Annotated in this window: 11 protein-coding genes; 10 read left to right on the top strand and 1 reads right to left on the bottom strand. The window is 41.3% G+C overall.

Going from position 1 to position 13,312, the window contains the following annotated elements; translation table 11 throughout:
* Positions 1-172: 172 nt before the first annotated feature.
* Positions 173-631, top strand: a complete 459-nt coding sequence (locus GJV22_RS04480) for a hypothetical protein (protein ID WP_163709272.1) — start codon at positions 173-175, stop codon at positions 629-631.
* An 84-nt stretch (positions 632-715) separates the two neighbouring features.
* On the opposite strand, the gene GJV22_RS04485 is transcribed toward GJV22_RS04480, so the two are convergent.
* Complete coding sequence (locus GJV22_RS04485; RefSeq protein ID WP_205461748.1) at positions 716-2,344, bottom strand: AMP-binding protein; 1,629 nt, start codon at positions 2,342-2,344, stop codon at positions 716-718.
* 373 nt (positions 2,345-2,717) lie between these two features.
* On the opposite strand from GJV22_RS04485, the gene GJV22_RS04490 reads away from it, so the two are divergent.
* The 9 genes from GJV22_RS04490 to GJV22_RS04530 all read left to right on the top strand — a co-directional run bounded on the left by GJV22_RS04490 (position 2,718) and on the right by GJV22_RS04530 (position 13,062).
* Complete coding sequence (locus GJV22_RS04490; RefSeq protein ID WP_163709279.1) at positions 2,718-3,359, top strand: HD domain-containing protein; 642 nt, start codon at positions 2,718-2,720, stop codon at positions 3,357-3,359.
* Between the two features lie 25 nt (positions 3,360-3,384).
* Positions 3,385-3,774, top strand: coding sequence for a VOC family protein (locus GJV22_RS04495; RefSeq protein WP_163709282.1), 390 nt, complete (start codon positions 3,385-3,387; stop codon positions 3,772-3,774).
* A gap of 150 nt (positions 3,775-3,924) precedes the next feature.
* Positions 3,925-5,124 (top strand): alpha/beta hydrolase, encoded by a 1,200-nt coding sequence (locus GJV22_RS04500; RefSeq protein ID WP_163709285.1) that lies wholly within the window; start codon positions 3,925-3,927, stop codon positions 5,122-5,124.
* 130 nt (positions 5,125-5,254) lie between these two features.
* Positions 5,255-7,429, top strand: a complete 2,175-nt coding sequence (locus GJV22_RS04505; RefSeq protein ID WP_163709287.1) for a hybrid sensor histidine kinase/response regulator transcription factor — start codon at positions 5,255-5,257, stop codon at positions 7,427-7,429.
* 227 nt (positions 7,430-7,656) lie between these two features.
* Positions 7,657-7,938, top strand: coding sequence for a hypothetical protein (locus GJV22_RS04510; RefSeq protein WP_163709290.1), 282 nt, complete (start codon positions 7,657-7,659; stop codon positions 7,936-7,938).
* A 446-nt stretch (positions 7,939-8,384) separates the two neighbouring features.
* Entirely contained in the window at positions 8,385-10,457 is a 2,073-nt protein-coding gene (locus tag GJV22_RS04515; protein WP_163709293.1) for a hybrid sensor histidine kinase/response regulator transcription factor, read from the top strand.
* 115 nt (positions 10,458-10,572) lie between these two features.
* Entirely contained in the window at positions 10,573-11,088 is a 516-nt protein-coding gene (locus GJV22_RS04520; RefSeq protein WP_163709296.1) for a hypothetical protein, read from the top strand.
* Positions 11,089-11,250: 162 nt separating this feature from the next.
* A complete protein-coding gene (locus GJV22_RS04525) occupies positions 11,251-11,823 on the top strand; it encodes a hypothetical protein (protein ID WP_163709299.1) in 573 nt (190 codons plus the stop codon).
* 72 nt (positions 11,824-11,895) lie between these two features.
* A complete protein-coding gene (locus GJV22_RS04530) occupies positions 11,896-13,062 on the top strand; it encodes a T9SS type A sorting domain-containing protein (protein ID WP_163709302.1) in 1,167 nt (388 codons plus the stop codon).
* Positions 13,063-13,312 lie beyond the last annotated feature (250 nt).

Consider the following 13,312-nt stretch of genomic DNA (forward strand, 5'->3'; position numbering starts at 1 on the left):
TTTATCACAGAATTATCACAAAGGTTTAAAATAACAGGAATCACCGATCAAAAGGCTCTGAACAATCTCCTAAAATGCCCGATATAACAGGGCTATACTCAACCTTTTATAAAGCAGATTTATTCTGAAAATAAGTTGCTATATTCAACAACTGAATGCAAAAACCAGCAAAATGACGCCTTTACTAAACCATCCCACGTTAAAATCTATCCGTATTATTTATTCCATATTGATCGTTGGTCTCGTGTTCTTCTCGTGTATGAGCTTTTTTATTACTCATACGAGCGGCGCTATCGGTGATTTTGACGAGTCGACAACAAATATGCTCCTGATCTTTGCGAATACATTGCCAATAATCGCTATTCCCGGCGGAATTTTTATTGCCCGAAAACGATTAGTTGGAATTGAAACGGTGACGCTGAAAGAAAAGCTGGCCCAATTCCAATCGGCCATGATCGTGCGGGCTGCCACCATTGAGGCAAGCGGCTATTTATTTTTGGTTTGCTTTGCTTTGACCGGCTCCATAATTTTTTTCTTTGAAGCCATTGCGATCATCACCCTCCAACTCTACTTTTTCCCAAACAATACCCGCCTTGCCAACGAAATGAAACACGATTTGCGGGAACTGTAACAAAAGTTAGATCCGGATAGACGTAAAAAATCCCTTCCAAAAAATTGAAAGGGATCGCTGTATATTGTGGTATTTACGATCTTCTTACAAATACAAAAAACGCTTTATCTTCATCGTTGGAGTCTTCTCAAAAGGAACGGGTTGAAGGACGACTGTCTGGATTCTGGAGAATTTATTGACTTCATCGTTTACCTTTTTCTGAATTTCCACCAGGATGTCATCAACCTTTGCGTTAAATTTCAGCACAGCTTCTTCTTTGGCTTGTTGAAAGCGGGCTTCAATCTCCTCCATATTCAGGTGAACCATCGCGACCAAACGTCCTTTTTGCTGAACAACCAAAGACTCTAATACGTATTCCATCCGATTGATCACCGATTCAATCTCCTCAGGATAAATATTCTCGCCACTGGCTCCTAAAATCATATTTTTAATCCGGCCTTTGATAAACAACGAACCTTTATCAAATTTCCCCAAATCGCCGGTTTTGAACCAACCATCTTCAGAGAACACATCGGCTGTTAGTCCGGGTTCTTTAAAATACCCTTTCATCACATTGTTGCCTCGAGCCTGCACTTCACCCTCGCCGGTTTTCGGATCCGCATTAGCAATCCGCAACTTCACACCTTGCAATGGAACACCGGTAGAAAGATAGCGAACATTTTTGCCGACAGCTCCGGCCAACAACGGTGAAGTCTCAGTTAGACCGTAACCAATTGCCAACGGAAATTTAGCATCTATCAAAAAACGTTCGACCTGATCATCCAGCTTAGCTCCGCCAATTCCAAAGAATTTAAGCTTTCCTCCAAAAGTCTGGTACAATTTCTTTCCGGCAATACGACTCAGTATTTTTTGGAAAGGGCGAATTTTAAATAAAGTACGGGTGATCGCCTTACTATTGATCTGTGGCAAAATTTTGCCTTTATAAACCTTTTCAATAATCAACGGCACCACCAACATCACGGTTGGTTGCACCTCTTGCAGTGCAGGCAACAAAACCGAAGCAGTTGGAGCTTTCCTCAAATAATGGATGGAACAACCGTACATGATCGGAAACACCAAACCTAAGGTATTTTCGAATGTATGTGATAACGGCAAAACCGACAAAAAGCGGTCACTTGAATCAACATACTGAAATGTTAAACTTTGCTGCGCAGTCCAAACTATATTTTTGTGAGAAAGCATTACGCCTTTTGACTTCCCGGTTGTTCCTGATGTATAAATGATCGACAACAGATCTTCTTCATCAACCTCAGTATATTCAAATGCTCCATCTGTTAAAGGTTCATTATCAAAAAGCTTACCATCCGGAGCAATTTCGTCAAAATCCTCCATACAAATAACCCGCAGTTGAGCTAATTCCTTACGGTCAACTTTGAATGCCAAAGCTTCTGAAACGAAAACCATTTCTACTTCGGCATGCTGCAAAATATTGGTGATTTCGGTAATAGAAAAGTCAGGGAGAATTGGCACAACAACTCCACCAACAGACCCGATGGCAAAAAAGGCAACTCCCCAATTCGGCATATTCGCACTGAGAATCGCAACCTTCATTCCTTTCTGAACGCCCATCGCTCTCAACTGATTGCCCAGATGTTCAACATCTGCACGCAAATCACCGTAGGTCTTGGCTTCTTCTCCGGCAAACATCAAGGCCTTATTCGAACTATATTTTCTAAAACTCGCCTGGAGCATTTCAGGCAAAGTCAATTTCATATTTTCCTTCATAATATAACTGCCAACTTCCTCTAATTCATGGAAGAACACGCAAGCTGAGCTGCAAAAGTAACTATTTCTCCCAAATTAGATTTTATTTTAACATGTTTTAGTGACAAGGTCAAAGTCTAAATCTTCGCCCTTGAAACAAACAGTCCAAAGGCGTTCAAAAATCCTGCCGAAGATCCACAACAAACATACAAACCTAAATATAAGAACATTACAAACACAAATATTTCATGTCAACTCAAAAACATACTAGCGAACACCTGTAATACGCGTTCTGCAGTATTGAAATTGCACGATGAACACTCCGTTGAAATTATCTCTCAAAGTCGAAATCTTCTGACCAGATTTGTGTAATTTAGGGGATATGGATAAGTCGGTTTATATACAAGAAACGGCCATGTATGTCAGGCTGCAATTTGAGCAAGATGCTGGTGGACATGATTGGTGGCACATACAAAGAGTATGGCAATTGGCCAGGAAAATTGCGCAGCATGAAAAGGCAGATTTGTTTTTAGTTGAAATGGCTGCCCTTCTCCATGATTTAGATGATTGGAAACTCAAGCAACCAAAACAGGAAACCCGTTCCCGAAAATGGATGATAAAGCTGGGGGTGGATATGGAATACATTGACAAAATTGAGAAAATCATCACTGAAGTGTCATACAAAGGAGCCGGAGTAGATACAACACCAAACACCATTGAGGCTAAAGTGGTGCAGGATGCCGATCGGCTTGATGCAATGGGAGCCATCGGTATTGCCCGTACTTTTGCTTACGGCGGGAACAAAAACCGACTCATCTACAATCCGGAAATCAAACCGGAATTGCACATTGATTTTGAGTCGTATAAAAAAGCAAATGCTCCAACCATAAACCACTTTTACGAAAAACTGTTATTGTTGAAAGATCGCATGAATACAGACTATGGAAAGAAGATGGCGGAAGAACGACATCGTTTTATGAAACTATACCTGGATCAGTTTTTCAAAGAATGGAATCTCAATTGAGTGACTTGTCTAAATCATACCGAATATGAAAATTGCACACATTGCTATTTGGACCCGTGATCTGGAGGGAATGAGAAATTTTTACCTCCATTATTTTGATGCCAGTTCAAAAGAGGCCTATTACAATCACACTCGAGATTTCAAGTCGTATATGATTGGTTTTAGTGGTGACTGCTACCTTGAACTCATGCAAATGCCCGGAATCCCAGCCAATAAAAACGATATTCGCAAACAAGCAATCGGCTTTATTCATCTGGCAATTAGTGTTGGGTCGAAAATAAAAGTGGACGAAATCACCCAACAACTTAAAGAAGATGGCTTTCGGGTATTAAGTGAACCCCGCACAACAGGAGACGGTTTTTATGAGTCGGTAATTTTGGATCCCGAAGGCAATCGAATAGAACTGACCGTCTAGTTTCCACTTGTAATTTCTCTATTTTCCAGCCAAATCCAACGCATTCGGCGTTTTGGGAATTTTCAGTAAAAAACGGGGAAATCCCGGAAAATCGTTTCTGCAAAGGCATGGTAATTTAGGTTAAAGTTTCAAACCTAAAATCAACATGCTATGAAAACAAAATCATTCGTCTACATTCTGATGATGGTCTTTTTCACCATCTCTTGCCAGCAAGATCTGCTCCCGGACGAAGAACTTTCGGCAGAAGCACAAACCAAAAGCGCGATTACTATCCCTGATGGATTAACAGAGGGTACAGTAATAACGACACAGTTCTACAGCCCCTCATTGGAAGGGAATTTAGTCGGCGATCCTGCGCTGCGCAATGTGAATATTTATCTTCCTAAATCCTATTTCCTCTGTCCTGAAAAACGATTCCCGGTCATTTACTTTTTGCATGGAATGCCAGCTTGGGAAAAAATGCTGATGGAGCCTGCCTCCTTCGAAATCTTCCAGCAAATATCAGGGTTGGCTCCAGTCGACTTTCCTGCCGAAGGTTTCACCCAATGGTTGAACCAACTCATCGATGAAGGCGGGATGAAAGAAACCATCATTGTGATGCCAAATGCCCAAACGATATTTGGCCCTTCCTTATACCTCAATTCCGAGGTTTTAGGCAACTATGAAGACTACATTGTTAACGAGCTCACTGCCTTTATCGACCATAACCTCAGGACTATTCCTCATTTTAATTGGAGAGCTATTTCCGGGCACTGTGCCGGCGGTTACGGTGCGCTGAATATTGGCATGCGTCACCCGAAATTGTTCCGGTATGTCGGTGCACTATCGCCAGCACATTTCTCCGAAGCACATTTCAACCAAATTGCCCTTTATTCTGCTTACGAAGAAATGGTTTGGCAACAGCAAGGAGCTCCCGCGGGGCCTCTTCCTTACTCTCCTTTCGAACCTGCCAAATTTATGACAAACACGGTTTATTTACTCTGCCAATTTTGGTTGCCGAATCCGCAGAATCCACCGTATTATTGTGATCTTCCTTATACTTATATCGACGGTCAACCGGAAATCATTCCGGAATTGATGGCACGGATCGATCAACAAAACCTACTGGCTGAAACAAAACAGTTCCAGAAAGAATTGAGACAATTAAAAACCGTCTATTTTGATTGCGGTTCAAACGATGAGCTATTTATGTTTCCGTTTAACCAAATGCTCGATGCACAATTAACAGAAATGCACATCAAACACCAATTCGAAGCTTTCGAAGGAACTCACATCAACCATTTGTACGAAAGATTGGCCAAAGCCTGGATTAAATTATCCAACGATTTCCCGGACTATGAAGACGAATAATTTCCTAAAGGAGGTGTAGAATGCCCCTCGGCTTCTGCCCTCCTTTTTCAAACCTGGGTTAATCCAATCAAAAAGAGTCAATCGACGTATAATCGATCAGGAATGTAAATAGCAACCAGAAATCACGGCCATGAAATTCGAACGTCTGATTAATAGGGGCGAAAGATTCTTGACGCAAGCCTCTCGAAAAACACCCAAAAGCCAGGAAACAACCGAGCTGTTCAGATATTTCATTGCCGAATCTGTAGTTGGCATTGCTCTCTGCGGATCACTACTTATCATTTCCTTAATCGTTCGGGCTCCAATCATGGTCGAATACGCCGCAAGCCTTTTGATCGTTCTTGGCCCACTGTCGCTTAGCGGTTATTTTCTATTTAAAAAAGTGGAGTATTGCATGCTACTCCAAAAACTTGTAACCATCAGTACTGTCGTTTTCTTCACCGTAAAAATGGGAGGGCTACTAACCAGCGGTGGAATAATCATACTGGGAGCTGCTCCGGTTTTTAAAACATTGGTATTCAAACAACGCGCGCGGATGGTCCTTGTATACATTCTATTTCTCTGCTGCATCATCTTTCTAGCAGTTTTTGACTCCCACTTTAGTGGAAAAAATCTGCTGTCCGTCAGCCAAAACAAATTCTTTTTCGCTTTGAACTTTACAGTTATCATTAGCTATATTTTCTTTTTTGCCAGGTACATACAGCGGATGTTTACTAAGCTTGAGCACAACGAGACTCTTCGCCAAAAAGAAATCAATAGAGCTAAAAGTCGACTCTACACCAACATCACTCATGAGTTCAGAACACCACTCAGCGTGATTTTAGCCATTGCCGATTCCTTAAAAAAGCGAGCAGACACCGATACAAAAACGAAAGCAGACACGCTCATCCGCAACGGCCGGAACTTACTTCAACTCATCGACAATCTATTGGATTTAAACAAACTGGAAACCGGGAACCTGCGCATAAACCAATGCCATGGAAACATCATCCCATTTCTAAAGGAAACGTTCCAACTTCAGGAATACGCCGCACGACAAAAAAATATTCGATTCATTTTTAAAGCAGAACCTGCTTGTTGCTCAATGGACTTCGATGCTCTGAAAATCAAAACGATTGTTACAAACCTGCTGAGCAACGCCATCAAATTCACCCCTGCGGACGGTTATGTTCTGATGAGAGTTCGCTGCACCGAAAAACAACTGACAATTGCTGTTCACGACAGTGGAATTGGCATCCCGACGGATCGACAACAGAAAATATTCGAACGCTTCTACCAAATAGATGATAGTGACTCCCGACCTGCTGAGGGAAGCGGAATTGGCCTTGCGCTGACTAAAGAGTTGGTCGAATTGCTAAAGGGAACTATAAACTTAGTAAGCAAACCCGGCAAAACTGTCTTTAAAGTCAACATACCGATTACGTCTCATTCAAACAAAGAGCTCCTTGTGCCAAAGGCCGTCATAACTTCTCATCAGGAACAAACTCCAGCCAGGTCGTTCACCAATGAGATTGAGTCGCCCGAAAACGAAAGCTACAAACTCCTGATTGCTGAAGATAACGCGGACTTAATTGACTACCTGACAAATTGTTTCGATACTCGATATGAAATACAAACGGCTACAACCGGTTCCGAAGCGAGGCTGAAAGCACTCCAGACCATTCCGGATCTAATCATCAGTGATGTCATGATGCCGGAGATGGATGGATTCACCCTCTGTAAAAAACTCAAGGAAGATTACCGCACGAGTCATATTCCGATCATATTGCTAACCGCTAAGGCCGATATGCCTTCCCGTATAGAAGGTTTGGAACAGGGTGCAGACGCCTACATCGCCAAACCATTCAGTCAAGAGGAACTGGAAGTTCGGATGAAAAAACTACTGGAGCTTCGCCTTAAATTATATGAAAGATATGCGAACGGAAATTTGAGTCAACTGTCTCCAACAACGGCCTTTATTCGCGAAGATCAGTTTATGACACAAGTAACAGATATTATAAACCGACAACTTGTCGAGGAAAACTTTAACGTTCATGTGCTTTGCGCGGAAATGGCCATGAGCAAATCGCAATTATACCGTAAGTTCAGTGCGCTGACCAACATGTCGGCAGCTAAATATATCCGAAAACTACGCATGCAGCGAGCCAGACACTTGTTGTTGACATCTTCCCTCAACATCACAGAAATCAGCTACGAAGTTGGCATAAAAACGCCATCTACTTTTAGCGAAATATTTAAAGATGAATTTGGACAAAGCCCATCTGACTACCAAAACCACTTCAACGGCCATCTTCGAAAAAACTGACCGCACAAAAACCATCCTCCTCTGCGAATGCAACATCGAATTGATCCGGTTTTTGTTAACCGAAAAACTAAATGGATAGTAATTTTTGGGTTAAAAACCGGAAATCGAATCAACCGTTGAAACCAATAGACAACAAAAAACCGTAAAAAACTAAATAAGCTATTAATCAATGTCTCGATCAAATACATTCAAATAATTCACAACATCTAATTTTAAAACTTCAAGTTATGGCTAAAATAAATTTAACACCTGAAGAAGAAGAAACCCTCGAAATCATAAAAGAAGAACAAAGTATTGAAAAGGAAAAAATCTTAAAAATATTAGTTGGGGAAACCTATTTTGAAGATCAAAACGTTGTGAGATTCTTGAAAGACAGCTGGTATACCGATTTGGAAAAATACTACAAAAAGAAATCTCAAGGTGAAATCAATTATCAAAAAAAGTTTGAAAAATTAATTAATAAAATGGACAAGCTAATTCAAAAGCATAAAATAGAAGATGCTTATTAGGCTTAGTTCTTTTTATACGAATATCTTATACTAATAAAATTGTTTCTACGTTTAAGCTGTCAATACTGGCAGCTTTTTCAATTATCCCCCTGCCGATAAACCACTCTCGTACGTCCCCCTAAAACTCAAAACAGTATTTCTCAAATTATATCCCCGGCAAGATGCAAACTCACCAGTATGAACAAGGGTTATTACGCATCGTGAACCAATGGTGTTGGATGATTTACCCTCTGAAATTTTATAAGCTAGAGTTCATTCGAGGAAAAACTCTAGCTTGTAAAAATTCGTAAAGGAATATGCCTCCGGAAAACGACAGAATTGGACAAAGTGCTTGTTTTCAACTAACCTTAACGATAAACACCATGGGTTCAGTCCGCACACAGCAGAGCTTAAGGGCCAAGCTAAACTATTTACTTTTTGACCGGTTTGACGCTTCTGAAAGAGAAATGAGAAAGTTTCATTTTGGCACGCAAATGGGATTTATGGGTGGAATGCTTTTTTGTCTGATTGAGTCTGTTATCTTCAATATCGCAATCCTCCGACATTTCGGTTTAACGGGAATTATTTACGCTTTCATTTTACTTGTCATCTTCTTTTTCATCCAAAAAGTCAAGTATTTGATACTGGTGAAAGAGCTTGGATTACTGGCTATTGTATTTTATTTTACATACCACACCGGAGGCCTTTTGACCTGTGGGGGAATCATTCTTGTCGGAATAGTACCGGTTTTGGTATCACTTAGTTTTAAGAATTACCGGCAGATCATACCGGTTTTTTCTACCTATTTTGTTTCTGTAATTTACCTGGCAATCGCCGACAAACAGCTCCCGGGGAAAGAGCTAATTCCGCCGAATTGGAACCTGGTATTGTTTGCCTCAACTTTATTGGCATGCACTTTCGTCTTCTTCGTTTTTGCATTATTGGCACAACGAATTTACACGAACCTGGAACACCGGGAAACCGAACGTCAAAAGGAAATCAACGATGCGAAAACCAGGTTATACACCAATATCACGCACGAATTTCGCACACCGCTGACTGTGATTCTGGGCTTGGCTGATTCAACGAAAAATAATGGACAAACCGACTTTCCGTCCAAAATGGACACGATTATAAAAAACGGGAAAAACCTGCTTCAGCTGGTTGATCAGATGTTGGATTTAAGTAAGCTGGAATCAGGCCGGATGTCCGTCAATAAAATCGGCGCCAACATCATTCCATTTCTGAAATATGTCTTCCAGTTGCAGGAGTTTTACGCCGAGGAAAAAAACATATCCATGAAGTTCTCATCGGAAAGCCAGTCGCACGAAATCGAATTTGATCCGGAAAAGCTGGCCTCAATTGTGTCCAATCTTATAAGCAATGCCATCAAATTCACACCCGACGACGGCCAAATCAACATGAAAGTTTATCGGAACGATGAAAATATCTGTATAGAGATTATGGACAACGGTATTGGAATTCCGCCCGAAAAGCAGGAGACGATATTCGACCGCTTTTACCAGGTGGATAGCAAAACTACCCGAAAAGAAGGTGGCGCCGGAATAGGGCTCGCCATAACACGGGAATTGGTTCACCTGCTGAATGGCACAATAGAGCTACGAAGTCACCCCGATGTTGGCACCGCCTTTACCGTAAAGCTTCCCTACATTGCAGCTTCCGAAAAACCAGTTACAGTTATCAACAAAGGACTTGAACCCGATTCCAACGGGGACGCTGAGGCTGAGACTCAGCTCCCTCTTGAAGTGGGCAATCATCAGCGACTACTGATTGTTGAAGATAACGCCGATGTGGTCGGCTACCTGAAAGCCTGCTATCAAAACCATTTTTCTATTCAAACTGCAAAAAATGGAAATGAAGGTTTCCTGTTCGCCGTTGAAGAAATTCCGGATATCATTATCAGCGATGTGATGATGCCTGGAATGGATGGTTTTGAATTGTGCCAAAAGCTGAAAGACGACTACCGAACCAGCCATATCCCAATAATCTTATTAACTGCCAAAGCAGATATTCCATCCCGAATCGAAGGTTTGGAGACCGGAGCCGACGCCTATATTGTAAAACCATTCAATCAACGCGAACTGCTGGTGCGCATGCAAAAACTGCTGGAACTGAGAAGAAAGCTTTTCCAAAGGTATAGTCACGAGACAAATCTGGAACTTTCGCCCGATCCGATCCTTCAGAAAGAAGATCAATTTATTCAAAAAATAAACGAAACGATCCGCAACAATTTGGGAGATGAATTCTTCAATATTCAGGTGCTTTGCAGCGAAATGGCCATGAGCAAATCGCAACTCTACCGGAAATTCAAAGCCCTTACCAACCAATCGGCAGCAAAACACATCCGCACACTTCGAATGAAAAAAGCAAAGGACTTGTTGCAAACCACTTCTATGAATATCACGGAAGTTGGCTACGAAGTTGGGATGAAAAGTGTTTCAGCTTTTAGCCAGGTTTTCAAGGAAGAATTTGGACAGAGCCCGAGCGAATTTGCACACCACATGGCGGACAATCAATAGAATTCCGGTCAATTTCCCGATTTGGGAAGTATCCTAAAAACTCCGGGAAAATGCATAAACGCGTTTTATGACTTTAGCAGTAATTTGGATTGTAATAACCAAAAAGCCAAAAGTCATGAAACGAATTATTCTTTTACTAATCAGTATTTTCATCATTGCTTACGGATGCAATGATGATATCCTCCCTGCAGATTCTGCATTGGAAAATGGAACCCTAAAGAACGCTGAAGTCAAGATGGTACCAATAAAAGGTGAAGTGTTTAATCATTTTTACGGAGAACATCCTGACTATGGAACAATGTCTGGTTTTCTTTCGCATGTGGGGATACTAAATGAAACGGAAAGCACCTGGAAATCTGTTGATGATGGTGATGGCAGTCCTCTTACCATTTCTAAAGATATTGTATTCTGTGCCGCTAATGGAGATAAGCTAACAGGAAGGTGGGACGGAATGTTTATAAGTCAGACTGAACTTGAAGGCATTATGTTTTTTGAAGGCGGTACCGGCAGATTTGAAAATGCATCCGGCCAAACAACTGCCAATGGATACATTGTCATCGATGGAGGCAAGCTCATTGGAATGTATTTAGCAGGCGAAGGTGAAATTTCAAACGTTGGAAGCGGTAAATAATTTGTATACCGGCAGTAATTTTCCACCTCCAGACTAACATCGTTAAGGATTGTATACAAAAACGTTGGAATGCCCATCCCCAATTTGCTGCATTGCCAATCAATCTTGAGTTCTCTTATAGAATCCGGTTTTAAACCCGGAAAAATCCGAAAACCAAAAGCTATGAAACGAATTGTTTTTTTACTAATCGGATTCCTGATGCTCAGTGTAGCCTGTCAGGATGAGTTTGTTGAAACTGGAAACGACGCAACCACTTTGACGAAAAGCGCCAAATACGAAAAGGTGAAAACGTTCCATGTAAAAGGACATGTCGACGCGATTCCCAATATTAATTTGCCCTTCACTTGCTGCACCCCTGTTGACGCTGAAATTGCTTTACCCGGTAGTGGTTGGGTAAGCGGACATAAAAACATTTTCGGCGAATTCGTCCAGGAGGAAAGCTTTTTTAACCGGGATTTCTGCGAATTCAACTTAACTCCGGAAGGACCGGTTATTTACAGCCATGCAAATGTTGAACTTACAAAGAGCAATGGTGATAAACTTTTTGTTGATAGCCATTCGTGGGTCAATGCGGCTACTGGTGTTATTACCGGCTATAATGAAATTAAAGATGGAACAGGCCGGTTTGAAGGAGCGTTTGGCCTGTCCGATATTGTGAACGGCACTGTGGACCCCGATACAGGAATAGCCAGCAGGGAAGAAGACGGGTACATCACGTTGGTGCTGAAAGAATAACGAGTCGAGTACAACCACTAAGCACCGAACTCGATTTCGGGTCCGGTGCTAGAACCTAAAAAACCAAAAGCCATGAAACTAATTCTATTACTTGCAATTACGTTATTCATCTACAGCTGGACTGTAAATGGACAAAACAACACACAATGGAATACGCATCTCGAAGGAATTACAATAGATGATATCGCCGATGCAGGTGATTATCTCTGGTTGATTTCGGGGCTCGGTACTAAAGTTATAAAATATGACAAAAACTCTGGCAATGTTGAACTGTACGATTACGTGGATTTTAACATCCAACCCGATGATTGGTTTACTGATGTGGTATGCGATAATAATGGAATCCCATGGGTTGGAACATTTGTTGGAGCATTTAAAATGACTGATGATAATACCTGGATTTTGGTACACCCCGAAGGTGCATGGGCAATGACGAAGTCGAAAGATGGAGTCGTATGGATCGCCTATCAATACGAAACAATAAGATACGAAGGAAATAATATTAAAGTATTTGATGCTGGAGATTACTTTTCATCGTTAGCAACGGATAATGTTGGTGATTTATGGGGCGCTAGACAAGGTATTCTATTCCGGGGCCTTTCGAAATATGATGGCAATAGCTGGAATACTTACACTCCGCCATACATTGTGGGATATGTTACGGATTTAGCTATCGATGCAAATGGCATGAAATGGATGTCTGGTGGAGCGCTAATTTCGTACGATGGTACAAACTGGGAAGAATATTATACTCCTGTAGAAACTCATATCAATTCCATTGCTATTGAAAATAAAAGTATCTGGTGTGGAACAAAGGACGGTCTGATGCGATTTAGTAATTCCCAATGGACCGTTTTTGATACAGCAAATTCAGAACTGCCTTCCAATGTTGTCAATTCCATTGCTATTGACGACAATGGAACAAAATGGATTGGAACAAAAAATGGTCTGGTTGCCATCTACAATTTAGCGACAGCCAATGTGTCTGTTGCTTCCAAAGATGCCGGTTTTGAAATTCACCCTAACCCGGCAACAACTTATTTTAATATCGCGCAGAACGATGCATTGCCGAAAGGCAGCAGCCTGGAAATATTCACCATTGAAGGCAAAATACTTAAACGCCAACTGATAACAACCGAAAATAGTCGGATTGGCATTAGCGACTTGACCAATGGTGTATACCTTTTGAGAATAAAATCCTCACAAGGCACAACGGTTAGAAAACTGGTTAAAAACTGATACGAAATGCTGGGTTCGAAGAATTAAATCCGGTTAGGGGGGGCCAATTCTTTCGAAATCCACCTTTACAATAGGGCTCTTTGTTCGCCCCAAGCTGATGAAAATCGAAAAAGCTGAAAGAAATGGCTCACAATTGCGAATAAATAGCCAAAAGCCAAAGTCTAAGAAACGTCCTGATTTGAAGCGTAAAAATCAATGTTTAACCTAAAAAACCAAAAGTCATGAAACTGTTCAAAATATTACTAATTGT

It is taken from the genome of Mangrovibacterium lignilyticum, from assembly GCF_010882175.1.
GTDB lineage: Bacteria > Bacteroidota > Bacteroidia > Bacteroidales > Prolixibacteraceae > Mangrovibacterium > Mangrovibacterium lignilyticum.